The following is a 17,631-nucleotide window of genomic DNA, read 5'->3' as shown; positions in this document are numbered from 1 at the left end:
ATTGTCTAAAACGAAGGGAGGCCACATGACCAGCGAATCCGCACCGATCTTCGCCAGAGGGGTGCGCAAGCACTTCCCGGGCAACGAACGTCCCGCGCTCGACGGCGTCGACCTCACCGTCCGGGCGGGCAGGGTCTGCGCGCTGCTCGGCGGCAACGGAGCGGGCAAGACCACGATGATCCGCATCCTCACCACGCTGACCAGGGCGGACGCGGGCACCGTCCGGGTCGCCGGATGGGACGTGCGCGCCGAGGGCACGCGGGTGCGGGCCTCGATCGGGCTCGTCGGCCAGTACGCGGCCCTGGACGAGGTGCTCAGCGCCCGCGAGAACCTCGAGCTGTTCGGCCGGCTGGCCGGGCTCGACCGCCGCCGCGCCCGCGAGCGGGCGGGCGAACTCCTCGGTACGGCGGGCCTGCACGAGGTGGGCAGGCGCCCGGTGGGCTCGTTCTCCGGCGGCATGCGCAGACGGCTCGACCTGGCGACGTCGCTGATCACCATCCCGGCGGTGCTGTTCATCGACGAGCCCACCACCGGCCTGGACCCGCAGGCGCGCCGCGAGCTGTGGTCCTCGGTCAGGGCGCTCACCGCCGCGGGCACGACGGTGCTGCTGACCACCCAGTACCTGGACGAGGCCGACGCGCTGGCCGACGACGTGGTGATCCTGCGCGAGGGCCGGGTGATCGCCGAGGGAACGCCCCGCGACCTGAAGAAGCTCGTCGGCGAACCGCGCATGGAGTTGCGCGAGCCGACGCTCGAAGACGTCTACCTGCACCTGCACGAGGGAGTGGCGGCCTCATGACGACGACGATCTCGACGGCTCCGGCGCGGACCCACGTCTGGCGGGAGGCGCTGATCCTGACCGGCCGTACGCTGCGGCACTGGCGGGCGCGGCCGGTCGGCTTCGCGGTGCGGGTGCTCTTCCCGGTGCTGGTCATCCTGCTCATGGGCGGGCTGCTCGGCGGCGCGATCGCGGGCAGCGCGGCGCAGTACATCCTGTTCGTGATCCCGGGCGTGCTGGCCTTCACGATGTTGTCCGGCATCGAGACGACGATGATCGCGGTCACCACCGACGCGACCAGGACCGTGACCGACCGCTTCCGCTCGCTGCCGATCTCACCGGGGGCGGTGCTGCTCGGCCGGGTCCTGGCGGACATGCTGACCTCGGCCGTGGAGCTCGTGGTGATCACGCTGGCGGGGCTGGCGCTCGGCTGGCGGTGGGAGACCGGCATCCTGCCGGCGCTGGCGGCGTACGGGCTGCTGCTGTGGTTGCGGTTCGGGCTGCTCTGGGCCGGGGTGTGGGCGGGGCTGCGGGTGGGCTCGCCGGAGGCGGTCGGGGCGGTGCAACTGCTGTCGTGGCCGATCGGGTTCCTGTCGACGGTGTTCGTGCAGCCGTCCACGATGCCGCCGTGGCTGGGCGCGATCGCCGAGCACAACCCGCTATCGGCCACGGCCAGCGCCGTGCGCGAACTGTTCACCGGCGTCCACCTGGGCGGCCTGACCTGGGCGGCCGACCACGCGCTGCCGGTGGCGCTGGTGGCGCCGCTGGTGCTGGCTGCGGTGTTCTGCCCGCTGGCGGTCCGCGCGTTCCGGGGGCTGGGCCGATGAGCGAGATGATCCGCGTACGCGGCGCGCGGGAGAACACGCTCAAGAACGTCGACGTCGACATCCCCAAACGGAAGCTGACCGTCGTCACCGGCGTGTCGGGGTCGGGCAAGTCGTCGCTGGTGTTCGACACGCTCGCGGCGGAGTCGGGGCGCCAGCTCAACGAGACGTTCTCCGCCTTCGCGCAGGGCCGCCTGCCCAGTTACGGCCAGCCGGACGTCGACCACCTGGAGAACCTGTCCGCGGTGATCATCGTGGACCAGAAGCGGCTCAGCGGCGGCCCGCGCTCGACCGTGGGCACCGCGACCGACATCGGGGCGCGGCTGCGGCTGCTGTTCTCCAGGCTCGGCGAGCCGTCCGCCGGCTACTCCAACGCCTACAGCTTCAACGACCCCGCCGGGATGTGCCCGCTCTGCCAGGGACTCGGGGTCGCGGCCACCGTGCTGGTGCCGGAGCTCGTGGACGAGGACCGGTCGCTGGCGGAGGGGGCGATCAGGTTCCCGGCGTTCGCGCCCGGCCAGTGGATGTGGAAGGCGTACGCCCGTTCGGGCTTCTTCGACGTCGACAAGAAGGTACGCGACTACACCCCGGAGGAACGCGAGATCCTCCTGCACGCACCCCCGGGAACGCTCAAACCCCCCGCGGGCATGGACGCGGTCGGCACCGCCTACGAGGGCGTGGTGCCCCGGTTCACCCGCATCTACCTGCAGAAGGAACCGGAGTCGCTCAAGGGGGCGCAGCGGGAGGCGTTCGAGCGGATCGTGGCCAGGCGGCGCTGCCCGGAGTGCGCGGGCTCCCGGCTGGCCGCCCCGGCGCGGGCCAGCCTGGTCGCCGGGCGTTCGATCGCCGACTGCAACGCGATGCAGATCGACGACCTGCTGGCCGTACTCGGGGAGTTCGACCGTCCCGAGGTGGCGCCGCTGGTGGCCGTGCTGCGCGAGCACCTGAGCCGGATGGTCACGCTCGGGCTGGGATACCTGAGCCTCGGCAGGGCCACCTCGACGCTGTCGGGAGGGGAGTCGCAGCGCATCAAGATGGTGCGCCACCTGGGCAGCGCGCTGAGCGACATGCTGTACGTCTTCGACGAGCCGACCGTCGGGCTGCACCCGCGCGACGTGGACACGCTCGGCGCGATGCTGCTGGCCCTGCGCGACCGGGGCAACACGGTGATCGTGGTCGAGCACGCCCCCGAGATCATGGCGATCGCCGACCACTGCGTCGACATGGGCCCCGGGGCCGGCGGCGCGGGCGGGCAGATCATCTTCGAGGGCCCGTACGAGCTGCTGCGCGGGGCCGATACCCCGACCGGCGCCGGTCTGCGCGCCGACCGGGTCAAACGCGGTGAACCCCGCCCGGTGAACGACTGGATGGTCATCGAGCACGCGTCCACGAACAACCTGCGCGACGTCACCGTCCGCGTCCCCCGCGACGTGCTGACGGTCGTCACCGGCGTGGCCGGTTCCGGCAAGAGCAGCCTCATCCTCGGCCACCTGCCCGCCGCCGCCCCGGACGCCGTCGTGATCGACCAGCGGCCGATCCGCGGCTCGCGTCGCTCCAGCCCCGCGACGTTCACCGGCCTGCTCGACTCCATCCGCCAGATCTACGCCCGCGCGACCGGACGCCCGCCGGGCCTGTTCACCCCCAACTCGACCGGCGGCTGCCCCGACTGCGAAGGCACCGGCCTCATCTACACCGACCTGGCGTTCATGGAAGGAGTCACCACGCGCTGCGAGACCTGCCGTGGCCGCCGTTTCACCCCGGAGGCTCAGCGCCACACGGTCGGCGGACGCTCGATCGCCGACGTCTTCGAGATGAGCGTCACCGAGGCTCAGGCGCACTTCCCCCGGAAGCCGGTCGGGGACACCCTCACCCGGCTGGCCGACGTCGGCCTCGGCTACCTCACCCTGGGCCAGCCCCTCACCTCCCTGTCGGGAGGCGAACGCCAGCGGCTCAAACTGGCCACCGAACTGGCGGCGCCGGGCCGTACCCTCATCCTCGACGAGCCGACCACCGGCCTGCACCTCGCCGACATCGACCACCTCGTCGCGCTGCTGGAGCGCATGGTGGACGCCGGCTCGACCGTGGTCGTCATCGAGCACAACCTGGACGTGATCCGCGCCGCCGACTGGATCATCGACCTGGGCCCGGAGGCCGGGCACGACGGCGGCCAGGTCGTCTTCACCGGCACCCCGCAGTCGATGATCGAGTCGGCCGCCACCCACACCGCCCACCACCTGCGCCTCAGCGGCTGACGTACTCCACGCCCACGCCCAGCAGCCGCACCGGCCGGTCCAGGGTGAAGCGGTCGAGGGCGGCCAGGGCGGCGGCCTCGATGGGAGCCGGGTCGACGGTGGCGGCGACGAGCCTGGTCTGCCGGGTCTGGGTGACGAACGGGGCGAAGCGCACCTTGACCGTCACCCGCACGACGGTCCGGCCCTCGTCGGCGGCCTCGGCCGCGAGGCGGCGGGCGAAGGCCGTCACGTGCTCGCGGACGACGGCCGGATCGGTGAGGTTCGTCGTGAACGTGCTCTCGTGGCTGTGTCCGCGCGGCACCCACGGGGTGTCGGTCACGGTCGTCTCGCCCTTGCCGAGCGCGAGGTAGCGCAGCCACGGCCCGTTCGTGGGACCGAAGCGCCCGGCCAGGTCGGCGGGGTCGGCGGCGGCCAGGTCGGCGACGGTGTGGAGGCCGAGGCCGGCGAGCTTCTTGGTGGTCTTGGCGCCGATGCCCCACAGCGCGGAGGTGGGGCGCCCGCCCATGACCTCCGTCCACTGCTCGGTGGTGAGCTGTGAGACCCCTTGCGGCTTGCGGAACTGGGCGGCCAGCTTCGCCTGGTGCTTGTTGTCGCCGATGCCGATGGAGCAGGTCAGCCCGGTCTCGTCGGTGACCGCCCGCTGCAGCGAACGGGCCAGCGCGAACGGGTCGCCGGTACGGGCGCCGATGAACGCCTCGTCAAGCCCCCACACCTCCAGCGTGATCGGGAAGGCCCGCAGGACCTCCATGACCCGGGCGGAGGCGGCCTCGTAGGCGGGCATGTCGCTGGGCAGGAACACGCCGTCCGGGCACTTGCGCAGCGCCGTGCGCATGGGCATCCCGGAATGCACGCCGTGCTCGCGGGCGGCGTAGGAGGCGGTGGCCACGACCGTGCGGGGGACGGTCGGATCGCCGTTGCCGCCCACGATGACCGGGCGGTCCCGCAGTTCCGGGTGCCGCAGGATCTCGACCGACGCCATGAACGAGTCGAGGTCGAGATGCAGGATCCAGTCCCTGGTGGACACCCCTCCAGTATTCCGCCTCACGACGTGCGGGGACGCCGCGGGCCGTGACGGCTCGCGGGGGAGCGCCTGCCCGCCGCACGTTCCGGAGCCGGTGAGGGTACGGCGGGCGGAGTCAGGCCAGGGCCGTGCCGGCCGGCAGGGGAACCGGTTCGTCGCGGTGGAGAGCGGCCGAGCAGGGGGTGACCGCCTGGCGGCACCCGCCGCGGTCGCAGGCCTTGATGGCGACGCTGAGCAGGGTGAGCAGAAGGTCGGTGTCGTGTGCGGTGTCGAGGCGGATGCCGATCCAGTCCTCGCTGCGCCCGAACACGACCCGCTCGGTACCGGCCAGCGCCGGGTACATGCGGCAGATGGCCGGGCGGGTGAGGCGGAGTTCGGCGTCGTCGTCGGCGTGCAGGTGGAGGATCTGGCAGGTGCCGGCGGCCACGCCGACTCCGCATGTGCAGTACGGGGCTGTCGCCACAAGGCCGGGCCACTCGCGCAGGAGCGTCAGCACCCGGCCGGCCTGGGAACCCAGGGCGATGCCGCTTGCTCGCATGTGCTTATCGTCGTCCTACGCGCACGCGGAGCAAAGGTGGATACCGCCAGGGTGTTCCCAATCGTTATGGAGCGACGCGCCGGGCGACGGCGATGAAGGCGGCCAGCTGTCCGGGGGAGAGCGCTCCGGTGAGGTGGCGGCGTACCGCGCCGAGGTGGACGGGAGCCGCGCGGTCGTGCGCGCGGCGGCCCTCGCCGGTGAGCACGACGTCCTCGCCGCGGCCGTCGAGCTCGCACTTCTCCCGGCCGACGAGCCCGCGCTGCTCCATCCGGCCGAGCTGGCGCGACAGGCGGCTGTGCGCCCAGCGAAGGTGACCGGCGAGGCCGCGCACGCGGATGCAGTGCTCGCCGCCGGAGAGCTCCGCCAGGGCGGCCAGCACGTCGTAGTCGGCCATCGACAGGCCGCTCGCGCGCTCCACGTCGCGGGCGATCTCGGCGTCGACGTGCAGGCGCAGGCGGCGGTAGGCCTCCCACGCCTCAAGCGCGGTCTCGTCCCTCATCTCGGTCACCCCGGCAGTCTACGGGACTTCAGTGACATGTAACAGATCTTGGGGTAGGGTTTCGTTACACGTAACGAACTAGCGGGAGTGTGGGCATGGAACGCAAGCTGGCGGTCAACGGGGTCGAGCTGAACGTCGAGACGTCCGGTGACGCGGGAGACCCGGCGATCCTCCTGCTCCACGGCGCGGGGCAGTCGCTCGTGGCCTGGGAGGAGGAGTTCGTCGCCCGGCTCGTCGCGGGCGGGCGGCGGGTGGTGCGCTTCGACAGCCGTGACGCCGGCCGTTCGACGAGCTACCCGGCGGGCGAGCCGGCGTACGGCTTGAACGACCTGGCGGACGACGCCGCCGCGCTGATCGAGGCGCTCGGCCTGGGCAGGGCCCACCTCGTGGCCATGTCACAGGGTGCCGCGGTCGCCCAGCTCGTGGCGCTCGACCACCCCGGCCGCGTCGCCTCCCTCACCCTCACCGGCGCCACCCCGGGCGGACCCGGCCACGAGTCCCCCGACCTGCCGCCGATGGCGGACAGGATCCTGGCGCTGTTCGCGGAGGAGCAGCCGGGGCCCGACTGGTCCGACCGCGCGGCCGTGCTCGACTACCTGGTCGAGGGCGAGCGCCCCTTCGCCGGGGCCGTCTTCGACGAGGCGGCGCTGCGGGCCATGGCCGCGCGGGTCGTGGACCGCACGCCGAACGTGGCCGCCCAGCTCACCAACCCGTTCCTCATCGACGCCGGCAAGCCGTGGCGCGGGCGGCTCGGCGAGATCGCGGTGCCGGTGCTGGTCTTCCAGGGCGGCGCCGACCCGATGTTCCCGCCGGGACACGGGCAGGCGCTGGCCGCGGCGATCCCCGGGGCGCGGGCGAGGGTGCTGGAAGGCGTCGGGCACGAGATCTTCCCCCGGCGCACCTGGGACGAGGTCGTCCCGGCGATCCTGGACCACACCGCCGCGGCCGGTCAGGCGAGCAGCGCGCCGTCGCGGTAGACGAGCGATCGAGCCGGTACGGCCCAGCGTCGCGCCCCCAGCGCCGGCTCACTGCCCTCGGGCACGACCGCCTGCACGAGGTGGTCGCCGGACTCCAGCGTGACCAGCACGCCGGTGCCCAGGTTCTCCAGCACGGCCACGGTGCCCGGGATGCCGTCCTGGCGTTCGGTCTCGGACAGGCGCATGTATTCGGGCCGCACGCCGTACACGACCTCGTCGCCCTCACCGAGGCCGGCGGGGGCGGCGCGGACGGCGCCCGCGACGCGCAGCGCGCCGCCGGTGTTCGTGCCGGGCAGCAGGTTCATCGGGGTGGAGCCGATGAAGGAGGCGACGAACGTGGTGGCGGGCCGCTGGAAGATCTCGGCCGGCGTGCCGATCTGGACCATGCGCCCGGCCGACATGACGGCGATGCGGTCGGCCAGCGCCAGCGCCTCCGCCTGGTCGTGGGTGACGAAGACGGTGGTGACGGCCAGCTCGCGCTGCAGGCGCTTGAGGAATGTGCGCGCTTCCAGGCGCAGCCGCGCGTCGAGGTTGGACAGCGGCTCGTCGAACAGGAACGCCGCCGGATGGCAGGCGATCGCGCGGGCCAGCGCCACCCGCTGCTGCTGGCCGCCGGACAGCTGGGCGGGCCGCCGGTGCAGCAGGTCGGCCAGCGACAGGCGGCGGGCCACCTCGGCGGCCTTGCGCACGCGTTCGGCGCGGGGGACCTTCTTGATGCGCAGCGGGTAGGCGATGTTGTCGGTGACGTCCATGTGGGGAAAGATCGCGTAGTCCTGGAAGACCATGGCGACGTCGCGGCGGCCCGGGGGCAGGCGGGTGACATCCGCCTCGTTGATACGGATATTTCCGGATGTGGGGGTTTCGAGGCCGGCGATCGTCCGCAGCAGCGTCGTCTTGCCGCAGCCCGACGGGCCGAGCAGCGCGAAGAACTCGCCGTCGGCCACCGTCAGGTCGATCGTGTCCAGGGCGCGCACACCGCCGGGGAACACCTTGGTCAGGCCGTGCAGTGAGATCACCGCTTGATACCTCCGTGGAAGCGGAAGCCGTACCGCTGGGAGACGAACAGGTACATGGCCACGACCGGCAGCGAGTAGAGCAGCGAGAACGTCGAGATGAGATCGAGCTTGGGCGCGCCGCCCTCGGTGTAGAGGGTGTAGAGGATCACCGAGCCGGGCGACTTCTCCGGATCGCGCAACAGGATGAACTGGAACAGGAACCCGCCCCACACGCTGGCCAGCGCCCAGACGCCGATCGTGGCCAGGCCGGGGCGCACCAGCGGGACGGTGATGTGCCGCAGGATCTGCAACGGCGAGGCGCCGAAGACCCGCGCGGACTCCTCATAGGACGTGGGCGTCTCGTCCATGAAGTCCTTGAGTATGAAGATCGCCGCGGGCAGCAGGCCGCCGGAGACGACCAGGATGACGCCCAGATGGGTGTCGATGAGATTGAGCCGGGTGGCCAGCTCGAAGATCGGGACCATGGCGGCGGTCCCGGTGACCACGGACGACAGCAGCAGAAGCAGGTACAGGAGTACGTCCCTGCCGGGCACGGACACCCGCGACAGCGCGTACGCGGCGAGCGCCGCCAGCACGACGACCAGCACCGCCGCGCCCCCGCCCTGGATCAGCGAGTTGCCGATGGACCCCAGCGCGTAGGGGTTGTCGAGGATGGCGGCGAAGTTGGCGAGCGTGAACTCCGGCAGCGACGTCGTGATCGTGGGGGAGGCGTCGAACGGCGCCGCGGCCAGCCACAACATCGGCAGCGCGAACAACGCCAGGACGACCGCGACGAAGACCGTGGAGACGAGCCTGCCGACCGTGTGCCTGATCATGCCGGTGGCCCTCCCGCGGCGGCCGTGGACTCCTGCCGCCGCCGCCCGCGCAGCAGCCGCAGGTAGGCCAGCGCGAAGACGAGGTTGATGAGCAGGATGAGGAAGGAGACCGCGGCGCCGACGCCGAGCTCGCCGCCGCGCAGCGCGATGGTGTAGACGTAGATCGGCAGGATCTCCGAGCGGCCCTCGGGCCCGCCACCGGTCAGGACGAACGGCGTGAAGTCGTTGAACGTCCACAGGCTGATCAGCAGCAGGTTCGTCAGCACATGCCGGCGGATGAGCGGGAGGACGACGTCGCGCAACTGCTGGAGGACGTTGGCTCCGGCCAGGCGGGCGGTCTCCAGGTGGGAGGGCGGCACGTTCTCCAGCGCCGCCGAGTACAGCATCATCGAGAACGCGGTGCCCCGCCAGGTGTTGAAGACGATGATCGACAGCAGCGGGTGGTCCAGCAGCCACGCGAACCCCGGCGTGCCGAGCAGCGCGTTGAGCGTGCCGTCATCGCGGTCGAGCAGCGCGAACCACAGGAACCCCACCACCGTCGACGGCAGGATCCACGACAGCAGCACCACGCCCTCGACCAGCCGCCGCACCGCCCCGCGCCGGGTGCGCAGCACCCACGCGAGCGCGAACCCGAGCCCCGCCTGGCCGATCACGGCCGAGCCGCCCACGTACGCGACGGTCAGCCACAGGGAGGACAGGAAGCGCGGGTCGCCGAGCGCGGAGGTGTAGTTGTCCAGCCCGACCACCTGCGGGTCGGCCGCCTGGAGCCCGGTCAGCCGGTAGTCGGTGAGCCCCAGGTAGATCGTCCAGAGCGCGGGGAAGACGAGGAAGACCGCGATGAGCACGAGCGCGGGCAGCACGAACGCGGTGGCCCTGGCGCGCCCGAGCCCGGCGGCATCGGTGATCATCCCGCGATGTTGGCCGCGCCGCCGACCAGCCGCTCCAGCTTGGTCTGGTACGCGCCCGCCGCCTCCTCGGGTGAGGTGCCCGCCACGACCGCGGCCGTGGCCTCCTGAAGCGCGACCGACACCTGCGGATAGACCGCCAGCGGCGGCCGGTACGCCGTGATCGGCAGGACCTCCTCCGCGATGTACTTGAGCATCGGGTCGGCCGTCAGCACCTCGGAGTTGACGTCGTCGCGGGCACTGATGCGCACCTGCCCGGCCAGCTGCGACTTGGTCGCCGCCGCCGAGTGCATGAACGCCAGCAGTTCCCAGGCCAGCTTCGGGTTCTTGGAGAAGGGGTTGAGCACCCGTACCGCGCCGCCGGACATGGAGACGAAGTCCTGGCCGCGGATGCCGCCGCCCGGCTGCCTGGCCGGGATCTTGGCGTAACCGACGACCGCGTCACGCTCGGCCATGGGCGCCACGCCCGCCTTCGGCTCGATGACCGAGCGCCAGAAGTAGTCGCTCTCCGCCAGGATCGCGATCTTGCCCTCGGCGAACTGGGCGAAGGACTTGTCGCGGCCCTTGGCCTCCTGCTGCAGCTTGGGATCGCCCAGGCCCTTGGCGTATATCTGCCGGTAGAAGCCGAGCACGTCCTTCATGGCCGGGGAGGCGCCGGTCCACTTGCCGGTCGTGTAGATCTCCGAGCCGGCGCCGGTCAGCAGCGGCAGCGCGCCCTGCATGGTGGTGGCCTCGCCCATCGCGGTGCCGGCGTTGATCTGGATCGGCACCGGCACCCCGGCCGCCTTGAGCCTGGTCCCGGCGTCGATGATCTCCTGCCAGCTCACCGGCTGCCACGGCTCCGGCAGCCCCGCCTTCTTGAACAGCGTCCGGTTGTAGAACAGCACGCGGCCGTCGGTGCCCTGCGGCAGCGCGTACTTCTTGCCGTCGAAGATGCCGAGCCCCTGAACGGCCTGCGGGATCTGCGACCAGCCCTCCCAGCCGTCCACCGTGGCGCCGCCCACCTCCGCCAGCGGCTTGACGTAACCGGCCTGCGCGAACTCGCCCACCCAGATGCCGTCCAGGTCGATGACGTCGGCGCCGGTCTTCGACTTGAGATCCAGGGCGATCTTCGTCTTGTACTGCTCGTCCTCGACGCCGCTCGGCTGGAACAGCACCTTGACGTTCTGATGACTGCGCTCGAACTCGGGGATCACCCAGGTCCGGATCCAGTCGGCGCTCTCGGAGTTCTTGCCGCCGGAGATCGAGTTGGCGGCGATCGTGAGGGTCACGCTCCCGGGGCTCGACGGCCGGCCGGTGCCGCAGGCGGCGAGGGCGAGGAGGAGGGCGGCGCCGATGAGCACAGGTCGCATGTCGGCCTCCAGTTGAGGACGTGCAGACATACCGACAATCGCACGACCCGACCCGGGCGTAAAGAAACGATCTGATGAACGGTTCGCCCTGAGCTGATCGTGGGAAGTGCATGGGGCAACGCAACATGAGTAGGGTCTGGCTAAAGGTAGTGACGATTGGGGAGGGAGTCGCGTGGCATCGCACAGGGATCTGCCCGCCGGCTTGGTTGACCGATTTTTCGTGAACTCGGGGAGTTCGTCGTTCACCGAGTTCGTCAGCTCGCACGCGCCGGAGTTGCTGCCGGTACGCGGCGAGATCCTGGCCACCCCGATCGGCGACCAGGTTCCGCACGCCACGACGATCGTGGCGGCCACCTTCGCGGGCGGCGTGGTCATGGCCGGAGACCGGCGGGCCACCTCGGGGAACATGATCTCGCAGCGTGACGTGCAGAAGGTGTTCCGCACCGACGACTACTCCGTCATGGGCATCGCGGGCACCGCGAGCACCGGCATCGAGATGGCCAGGCTCTACCGCGTGGAGCTGGAGCACTACGAGAAGATGGAAGGCCGGACGCTGTCGGTCAACGGCAAGGCCAACCGCCTGGCCACGATGATCCGCGGCAACCTCGGCATGGCGATGCAGGGTCTGGTGGTGGTGCCGCTGTTCGCCGCCTACGACCCCGACAAGGACGAGGGTCGCATCTTCAGCTATGACGTGGCGGGCGGGCCGTACGAGCGGGAGCGTTTCGACGCGATCGGCTCCGGCTCCATCTTCGCCCGCGGCTCGCTGAAGAAGCTCTACCGCGACGGCGCCGGCGCCGACGACACCGTGATGACGCTCATCCAGGCGCTCTACGACGCGGCCGACGACGACTCGGCGACGGGCGGACCCGACGTGACCAGGAAGATCTGGCCCATCGTGTCGGTGATCGACGCCAACGGGTTCCGCCGGCTCACCGACGAGGAGGTCTCCGGGTACGTCGAGCAGATGCTCGAAGCCCGGTTGATCTCGCCTGACGGCCCCATCGCCCCGCTGCGCTAGAAAGGAACACCTGCGGTGTCCATGCCTTTTGGATATGCCTCCCCTGAGCAGATCATGCGGGACAAGGCGGACTACGCGCGCAAGGGCATCGCGCGGGGCCGCTCGGTCGTCGTACTGCAGTACGAGGACGGCATCCTGTTCGTCGCGCCCAACCCGTCGCGGGCGTTGCACAAGATCAGTGAGATCTACGACAAGATCGGCTTCGCCGCGGTCGGGCGCTACAACGAGTTCGAGGAACTGCGGCTGGGCGGCATCCGCTACGCCGACATCAACGGCTACACCTACGACCGCTCCGACGTGACCGGCCGCGGCCTGGCCAACCTCTACGCCTCCAACCTCGGCCGGATCTTCACCGAGTCGATCAAGTCGCTGGAGGTCGAGGTCGTGGTGGCCGAGGTCGGCGACGCGCCCGACGGCGACGCCATCTACCGGCTCACCTTCGACGGCTCCGTCTTCGACGAGCACGGCTTCACCGTGATGGGCGGTCAGGCCGAGGCCGTCTCCGGCCGCCTGAAGGAGCGCTACCGCGAGGCGATGCCGCTGGCCGACGCCCTTGAGGTCGCGCTGGTGGCGTTGACGGAGCCCGGAGGCGAACGGCCGCCGGTGGCCCAGCTCGAGGTCGCGGTGCTGGACCGCAACCGCGAGCACCGCAAGTTCCAGCGGCTGACGGGGGCGCGCCTGGAGCGCATCCTCCCCGCCGCCCCGCCCACCCCGCCCGCCGCCGCCACGACGGAACCCGACGACGCCCCCACAGGCCCGCCGACGGGCCCGGACGGCGACATCGACGACGGCTCCTCACCCCTGTAGCGAGAACCGGCCCCCGGGCTTCTCGGCTTCCGAGCCCTGAGCTTCCGAGCCCTGAGCTTCCGAGCCCTCGGTTTCCGGGTCCTCGGTTTCCGGGTCCTCGGGTTCCTCGGCTCGGGCTCCTCGGTTTCCGGGCCGGGCCCTCGGCTTCCGGGTCCTCGGGCTCCCTCGGTTTCCGGGCCGGAGCGGCATCTGGGCGCCGCGGCAAAACCGCCGCGGCGCCCACGCACGCCCTGAGCCACACCCGCTCGACCCCGCCTTCCACCCCTGCACGCCGTCATTGGCCCCGCGCCCCTGGCCCCTGGCCCCTGGCCCCTGGCCCCTGGCCCCTGGCCCCGCGCACCGCGCCCCTGGCCCCTGGCCCCCGCGCCCCGGCTCAGTTCGCCCCGCGGCTCGTTAGTCGGTCGCGCTCACGCCCCCGGTCAGCTCAGAGGCCCGCGCCGACACGCCCTGCCTTTCGGGTACGGCCTCGCCGCGTTGTCGTTCCGGCCGGAGTCTCAGGTCGGATGCCGGATGCCGGATGCCGGGTGGTGGCCGTGCGGGTGCCCAGGCAACCGAGCCCACCGGGATTCCCGCCTCTGGGCGATGGGGTGTGACGTGTGTCACGCGTGGCCGCGCGAACCAGGGCGCGTGAGCGGGGATCGTAGATCGTGTGAAGACTTCGACCCGATACATTCTGGCCGGCGGCGCAGTGGCCGCCTTGAGCCTTTCCTTCGTCAGCACCGCCCACGCCGGCACCCGGAGCACTGTCACGCTGCCCGCGACGGCCGCGTTCACGGCGATCCCCAAGTTCAAGGCGCCCAAGATCTTCGGGACCACCTTCCAGGCGGACCCCGGGCACGACTTCACCAAGGGCGTCCACTCGCGCCGCGACGGCATCCTGCGCGGCTGGATCACCCACGTCAGCGGCGTCAAGGCCGAGTACGAGCCGATCAAGTGGAAGAAGGGCACCCAGACCGAGGGCCACTTCGTGGGGCCGCCCGAGGGTGACGTGCGCGCGTACGCCTCGCCGATCGCGAAGAACGTGGTGTTCCTGTCGGCGTTCGGATGCAAGGCGTCCATGCAGCACATGACCGTGGACCGCAACACCGGACTCGGCAACAAGCGGTGCTCGCAGTCGGTGCTGATCAAGCGGGTCAAGCAGTACGAGCGACCGGCGCTGATCACCGTCTACAAGGGGAAGATCGTCCGGGTGCAGGAGATTTACACCCCGTAGTCCCAAGGTGGGTCTTACGTTGGGGCTTGCGGCGGTAGGTGATCATAGAATGTTGATCACCGCTGGAGGCAGCAGATGCGTGGGATCGCCGCCGCTTTGGCCGGTATCACCGTGGCGTTGGGGGTGGCCGCGGTCCCGGCCCGGGCCGACGAGGACCTGGGCCTGCGGCCGTCGACCGTACGGGCCGGTGGATGGGTGACGGTCCGGCTGCTGTGCGACCCCGATGCCGGATCGGGGATGATCGACGGGCCGACCTCGTTCGGGGAGATCCCGATCGACGACCTGGGCGATGGCCGCTTCGAGGACGACATACGCGTACCCATCGGCACCCCACGGGGCCGCCAGCCGGTCTACGGGTACTGCGACGACGAGGACGAGCCCACCAGCAGGGCCACGTTCACCGTGGTGGGAGGCCGCCCACGCGGCGGCGCCCACACCGGCTTCGGAGGTACGGCCCGCGCACCCCAGCCCGACCGCGCACCCCAGCCCACCCATGCGGCACAGTCCGGCCATGCGGCACAGTCCGGCCATGCGGCACAGTCCGGCCATGCGGCACAGTCCGGCCATGCGGCCGAGGCGGGGCTCGCGGCCCAACGTGGCCATGCGGGTCAGGTGGCAGGTCAAGCAGGTCAGCGGGGGCGGGGAGACCAGGGGGAGGAGACCGGTCTGCAGCGGGGCGCCCCGGGAGGGGCTCTCCTGTGGGCCGGAGTGGGAGCGCTTGCGCTCGGCGGGGTCGCCGCGATGCGCCGCCGTACCCGCCGCAGGAGCTGACATGCGCCGCCACTACAACCCTGTGACACCGGCAGGCGAGCCCGTGACGCTGGGCGGCGGGGTGATGCCGGGCGGCGGCGGGGTGATGCAGGGCCGCGGGGTGGTGATGCCGGGCCGTGGGGCGGTGACTCTGGGCGGCGGGGTGGTGACGCCGGACTGCGGGGTGGCGCTGCGGTGCGGCAAAAGCGTGGTGTCGGAGGGCGGGGTGCCGGGCTGCCGGGGTGTGGTGTGGGGGTTCGGGCCTGGGGTGGTGTCGTGCGGGGTCGGCCCAAGAGGGGCTTTGGTCGGGGTGGGCCCAAGAGGGGCTTCGGTTGGGGTGCGCTCGTGAGGGCCGGGGCGGTGGGGGTCGTGGTGGCCGGGGTTGTTCTCGTGGTGGCGGGGAAGCCCGGCTTGGAGAAGGCCGTCGAGGTCTTCGAGGGGCTTCGGGACCTGGTTCGTTCCGCGGCCGTCGCGCCCATGTCGCGATCTGCCCCCGTTCGCCTGGAGATCCCCGGGCTCAAGGTCAAGGCCGGGATCACCCCGCGCGGCCTCAACAAGGACGGCACCGCCCGCGTCCCGTCGGCGAGTCAGGCGCATCTGGTCAGCTGGTACAAGCACGGACCCGCACCGGGTGAGCCGGGCGCCGCCGCCCTGTTCGGCCATGTGGACTCCACCACCGGCCCCGCCGTCTTCCACGGCGTCGCCACCCTCCGGCCCGACGCGTTGATCAAGGTGATCCGGGCCGACGCCTCGACCGCGATGTTCCGGGTCCGCTCGGTCGAGGCCTTCCCCAAGCGGGACTTCCCCTCCGAGCGCGTCTATACCGACACCGACCATCCGGAACTACGCCTGATCACCTGCGGCGGCACGTTCGACCCGGTCAAGCGCGAGTACGCCGACAACGTGGTCGTCTTCGCCGACCTCGCCGGCCGTACCGGAAAATGAGGGGCGGCCCCCGCGGCCTGTCCGATACGCTGGTTACATGCACTATTACTTCTTCCTCTAAGAGGGACGGCGCCAAGCCCCCGACGACGCCCAGCGCGGCCCCATGAGTGGCCCCGGGCGCGGCGAGGCGTATCCGCCGTCCGTTTCTTTTCACGGGGCTGAGCCCCGTTCTTGGAGGAAGTGTGTCTACCGCTCTTTCCCTGCGCGCCCGCGCCCACCTGAGCGCCACCGATCTTCGCGTCACGCGTGGCGGGCGGCCGGTTCTGGTCGGTGTGAGCCTCACCGTCTCCCCGGGCGAACGCCTGGGCGTCGTCGGTGAGAACGGCCGGGGCAAGACCACGTTGCTGCAGGTCCTGGCCGGGGTTCTGGCTCCGGACGCGGGCGAGGTCAGCCGGGCCGGCACCATCGGCGTGGCCGACCAGGAGATGCCCGTCGGCGACGACCGTACCGTCGGCGATCTCATCGACGTCGAACTCGCCGAGGTGCGGCGGGTCCTGGCGGCGTTCGAGGAGTCCACGGAGGCGCTGGCCGAGGGCCGGCCGGGCGCCGAGCAGGAGTACGAGCGCGCGCTGGCCGACGCCGAGTCGATCGGCGCGTGGGAGGCCGACCGGCGCGTGGACGTCTCGCTGGCCGCGCTCGGCGCGGTCGACGACCGTGCCCGGCCGCTGTCGGGGCTTTCGGTCGGGCAGCGCTACCGGATCCGGCTGGCCTGCCTGCTCGGCGCCGGGCACGACCTGCTGCTGCTCGACGAGCCGACCAACCATCTCGACGCGGCGGGCCTGGACTACCTGACCGCCCGGCTGCGCGAGCACCCGGGCGGCGTGGTGCTGGTCAGCCACGACCGCGCGCTGCTCAGCGACGTCGTCACCACCGTGCTCGACCTCGACCCGACCCGCGACGGCCGTCCCCGCACGTACGGCGGCGGCTACGAGGGCTACCGCGAAGGCCGCACGGCCGAGCGCGAACGCTGGGAGTCCGACTACCGCGACCAGCAGAGCGAACGCCAGCGCCTGGCCGACGACCTGTCGGCCGCGCAGAACCGGCTCAGCACCGGCTGGCGTCCCGAGAAGGGCACCGGCAAACACACGCGTGCCACCCGGGCGCCCGCGCTGGTGCGGGCCGTACACCGGCGGCAGGAGGCGCTCGAGGCGCAGGTGCTGGACGTGCCGAAGCCGCCGATGCGCTTCCAGGCGCCGCCGCTGCCCGCTCCGCCCGGCGTGACGCTGCTGCGCGCCGACGGGGTGGAGGTGGCCGGGCGGCTGCGCGGGCCGCAGTCGGTGCACCTGCGCGCGGGCGACCGCCTCGTGGTGACCGGTCCGAACGGCGCCGGCAAGTCGACGCTGCTGGCCGTACTCGCGCAGAGGCTCGAACCCGGCGCGGGCAGTGTGCAGCGCGGCGGGCGGGTGGGACTGCTGTCGCAGGAGTCCCCGGAGCCGTCGCGGCGGCCGGCCCATGAGGTGTTCGACGCGGCGATGGCACGGCTGGTCAGCACCGGCGTGCTGGCGGAGGCGGAGCGGACGGGCCTGTCCGGCCTGGGCCTGCTGCCGTCGCGGGCCGCGCACCGGCCGGTGTCGGAACTGTCGATCGGCCAGCAGCGCCGCCTGGACCTGGCGTTGCTGCTGGCGGCCCGCCCGCAGGTGGTCCTGCTGGACGAGCCGACCAACCACCTGTCGATGGCGCTGGTGGAGGAACTCACCCAGGCCCTCCACGCGACGGCCGCCGCCGTGGTCATGGCCACCCACGACCGGCAGTTGCTCCGCGACGTCGCCGACTGGCCGCGCCTTTCGCTCCGGTGACGTTCAGTCCCACACGATGATCCGTTACGGCCCGGCCGCGCCCACCCCCACCCGCCGCACGTGCCCGGCCTCCGTCCAGGGAGACGGCAGGCCGGCGCGCGTGGCGGGCCGCCGCGACGCCC

At 71.8% G+C, this 17,631-nt stretch carries 17 protein-coding genes; 10 read left to right on the top strand and 7 right to left on the bottom strand.

Annotated elements, in window-relative coordinates:
• Nucleotides 1-25 precede the first annotated feature (25 nt).
• From ACIBKY_RS47935 to ACIBKY_RS47925, 3 genes are read left to right on the top strand one after another with little or no spacing between them, the layout of a single operon-like run.
• A complete protein-coding gene (locus tag ACIBKY_RS47935; RefSeq protein WP_397108124.1) occupies nucleotides 26-799 on the top strand; it encodes an ABC transporter ATP-binding protein in 774 nt (257 codons plus the stop codon).
• Complete coding sequence (locus ACIBKY_RS47930; RefSeq protein WP_397108122.1) at nucleotides 796-1,605, top strand: ABC transporter permease; 810 nt, start codon at nucleotides 796-798, stop codon at nucleotides 1,603-1,605. The genes ACIBKY_RS47935 and ACIBKY_RS47930 overlap by 4 nt, the downstream gene beginning before the upstream one ends.
• Entirely contained in the window at nucleotides 1,602-3,854 is a 2,253-nt protein-coding gene (locus ACIBKY_RS47925) for an ATP-binding cassette domain-containing protein (RefSeq protein ID WP_397108120.1), read from the top strand. The genes ACIBKY_RS47930 and ACIBKY_RS47925 overlap by 4 nt, the downstream gene beginning before the upstream one ends.
• On the opposite strand, the gene ACIBKY_RS47920 is transcribed toward ACIBKY_RS47925, so the two are convergent.
• The 3 genes from ACIBKY_RS47920 to ACIBKY_RS47910 form a co-directional block, all read right to left on the bottom strand.
• Nucleotides 3,844-4,878 carry a DNA polymerase IV gene (locus tag ACIBKY_RS47920; protein WP_397108118.1) on the bottom strand — a complete coding sequence of 345 codons (1,035 nt, stop codon included), beginning with the start codon at nucleotides 4,876-4,878 and terminating at the stop codon, nucleotides 3,844-3,846. The two genes, ACIBKY_RS47925 and ACIBKY_RS47920, sit on opposite strands and share 11 nt — an antisense overlap.
• Nucleotides 4,879-4,990: 112 nt before the next feature.
• Nucleotides 4,991-5,413: a luciferase family protein gene (locus ACIBKY_RS47915; protein WP_397108116.1), complete on the bottom strand. Its 423-nt coding sequence runs from the start codon at nucleotides 5,411-5,413 to the stop codon at nucleotides 4,991-4,993.
• A 64-nt stretch (nucleotides 5,414-5,477) separates the two neighbouring features.
• Nucleotides 5,478-5,912, bottom strand: coding sequence for a MarR family winged helix-turn-helix transcriptional regulator (locus tag ACIBKY_RS47910; protein WP_397108241.1), 435 nt, complete (start codon nucleotides 5,910-5,912; stop codon nucleotides 5,478-5,480).
• A gap of 95 nt (nucleotides 5,913-6,007) precedes the next feature.
• Between ACIBKY_RS47910 and ACIBKY_RS47905 the strand changes: the two genes are divergently transcribed.
• Nucleotides 6,008-6,889 (top strand): alpha/beta fold hydrolase, encoded by an 882-nt coding sequence (locus tag ACIBKY_RS47905; RefSeq protein WP_397108114.1) that lies wholly within the window; start codon nucleotides 6,008-6,010, stop codon nucleotides 6,887-6,889.
• Here ACIBKY_RS47905 and ACIBKY_RS47900 read toward each other — a convergent pair.
• From ACIBKY_RS47900 to ACIBKY_RS47885, 4 genes are read right to left on the bottom strand one after another with little or no spacing between them, the layout of a single operon-like run.
• Nucleotides 6,862-7,905: an ABC transporter ATP-binding protein gene (locus tag ACIBKY_RS47900; protein ID WP_397108112.1), complete on the bottom strand. Its 1,044-nt coding sequence runs from the start codon at nucleotides 7,903-7,905 to the stop codon at nucleotides 6,862-6,864. The genes ACIBKY_RS47905 and ACIBKY_RS47900 overlap by 28 nt on opposite strands.
• The gene (locus ACIBKY_RS47895) at nucleotides 7,902-8,720 is read right to left on the bottom strand and encodes a carbohydrate ABC transporter permease (RefSeq protein WP_397108110.1); all 819 of its coding nucleotides are present in this window, start codon (nucleotides 8,718-8,720) and stop codon (nucleotides 7,902-7,904) included. The genes ACIBKY_RS47900 and ACIBKY_RS47895 overlap by 4 nt, the downstream gene beginning before the upstream one ends.
• The gene (locus ACIBKY_RS47890; protein WP_397108108.1) at nucleotides 8,717-9,628 is read right to left on the bottom strand and encodes a carbohydrate ABC transporter permease; all 912 of its coding nucleotides are present in this window, start codon (nucleotides 9,626-9,628) and stop codon (nucleotides 8,717-8,719) included. Before ACIBKY_RS47890 ends, ACIBKY_RS47895 begins: the two co-directional genes overlap by 4 nt.
• A complete protein-coding gene (locus ACIBKY_RS47885) occupies nucleotides 9,625-10,977 on the bottom strand; it encodes an extracellular solute-binding protein (protein WP_397108106.1) in 1,353 nt (450 codons plus the stop codon). The genes ACIBKY_RS47890 and ACIBKY_RS47885 overlap by 4 nt, the downstream gene beginning before the upstream one ends.
• A 172-nt stretch (nucleotides 10,978-11,149) precedes the next feature.
• On the opposite strand from ACIBKY_RS47885, the gene prcB reads away from it, so the two are divergent.
• From prcB to ACIBKY_RS47855, 6 genes are all read left to right on the top strand, one after another.
• On the top strand, nucleotides 11,150-11,998 hold the full coding sequence (gene prcB, locus ACIBKY_RS47880; RefSeq protein ID WP_397108104.1) for a proteasome subunit beta: 849 nt from the start codon (nucleotides 11,150-11,152) through the stop codon (nucleotides 11,996-11,998).
• A gap of 21 nt (nucleotides 11,999-12,019) precedes the next feature.
• Nucleotides 12,020-12,805, top strand: a complete 786-nt coding sequence (gene prcA / locus ACIBKY_RS47875; RefSeq protein ID WP_397108102.1) for a proteasome subunit alpha — start codon at nucleotides 12,020-12,022, stop codon at nucleotides 12,803-12,805.
• Between the two features lie 649 nt (nucleotides 12,806-13,454).
• Nucleotides 13,455-14,018: a hypothetical protein gene (locus ACIBKY_RS47870; protein WP_397108100.1), complete on the top strand. Its 564-nt coding sequence runs from the start codon at nucleotides 13,455-13,457 to the stop codon at nucleotides 14,016-14,018.
• Between the two features lie 75 nt (nucleotides 14,019-14,093).
• The gene (locus ACIBKY_RS47865; protein ID WP_397108098.1) at nucleotides 14,094-14,789 is read left to right on the top strand and encodes a hypothetical protein; all 696 of its coding nucleotides are present in this window, start codon (nucleotides 14,094-14,096) and stop codon (nucleotides 14,787-14,789) included.
• Between the two features lie 324 nt (nucleotides 14,790-15,113).
• Nucleotides 15,114-15,713, top strand: coding sequence for a class F sortase (locus tag ACIBKY_RS47860; protein WP_397108096.1), 600 nt, complete (start codon nucleotides 15,114-15,116; stop codon nucleotides 15,711-15,713).
• A gap of 182 nt (nucleotides 15,714-15,895) precedes the next feature.
• Nucleotides 15,896-17,509, top strand: coding sequence for an ATP-binding cassette domain-containing protein (locus ACIBKY_RS47855; protein ID WP_397108094.1), 1,614 nt, complete (start codon nucleotides 15,896-15,898; stop codon nucleotides 17,507-17,509).
• Nucleotides 17,510-17,631: the final 122 nt, after the last annotated feature.

The sequence above is a fragment of the Nonomuraea sp. NPDC050394 genome (genome assembly GCF_044459065.1).
GTDB lineage: Bacteria > Actinomycetota > Actinomycetes > Streptosporangiales > Streptosporangiaceae > Nonomuraea.
The sequence above is the reverse complement of the archived record's forward strand: the minus strand, read 5'-3'. Positions and strand labels throughout refer to the sequence as shown.

Bases quoted from the DNA above. Each gene is read 5' to 3' on its own strand.
- prcA (WP_397108102.1), top strand. From the start codon at position 12,020: ATGCCTTTTGGATATGCCTCCCCTGAGCAGATCATGCGGGACAAGGCG.
- ACIBKY_RS47925 (WP_397108120.1), top strand. From the start codon at position 1,602: ATGAGCGAGATGATCCGCGTACGCGGCGCGCGGGAGAACACGCTCAAG.
- ACIBKY_RS47905 (WP_397108114.1), top strand. From the start codon at position 6,008: ATGGAACGCAAGCTGGCGGTCAACGGGGTCGAGCTGAACGTCGAGACG.
- ACIBKY_RS47910 (WP_397108241.1), bottom strand. From the start codon at position 5,912: ATGAGGGACGAGACCGCGCTTGAGGCGTGGGAGGCCTACCGCCGCCTG.
- ACIBKY_RS47930 (WP_397108122.1), top strand. From the start codon at position 796: ATGACGACGACGATCTCGACGGCTCCGGCGCGGACCCACGTCTGGCGG.
- ACIBKY_RS47890 (WP_397108108.1), bottom strand. From the start codon at position 9,628: ATGATCACCGATGCCGCCGGGCTCGGGCGCGCCAGGGCCACCGCGTTC.
- ACIBKY_RS47895 (WP_397108110.1), bottom strand. From the start codon at position 8,720: ATGATCAGGCACACGGTCGGCAGGCTCGTCTCCACGGTCTTCGTCGCG.
- ACIBKY_RS47885 (WP_397108106.1), bottom strand. From the start codon at position 10,977: ATGCGACCTGTGCTCATCGGCGCCGCCCTCCTCCTCGCCCTCGCCGCC.
- ACIBKY_RS47915 (WP_397108116.1), bottom strand. From the start codon at position 5,413: ATGCGAGCAAGCGGCATCGCCCTGGGTTCCCAGGCCGGCCGGGTGCTG.
- ACIBKY_RS47865 (WP_397108098.1), top strand. From the start codon at position 14,094: ATGCGTGGGATCGCCGCCGCTTTGGCCGGTATCACCGTGGCGTTGGGG.
- ACIBKY_RS47935 (WP_397108124.1), top strand. From the start codon at position 26: ATGACCAGCGAATCCGCACCGATCTTCGCCAGAGGGGTGCGCAAGCAC.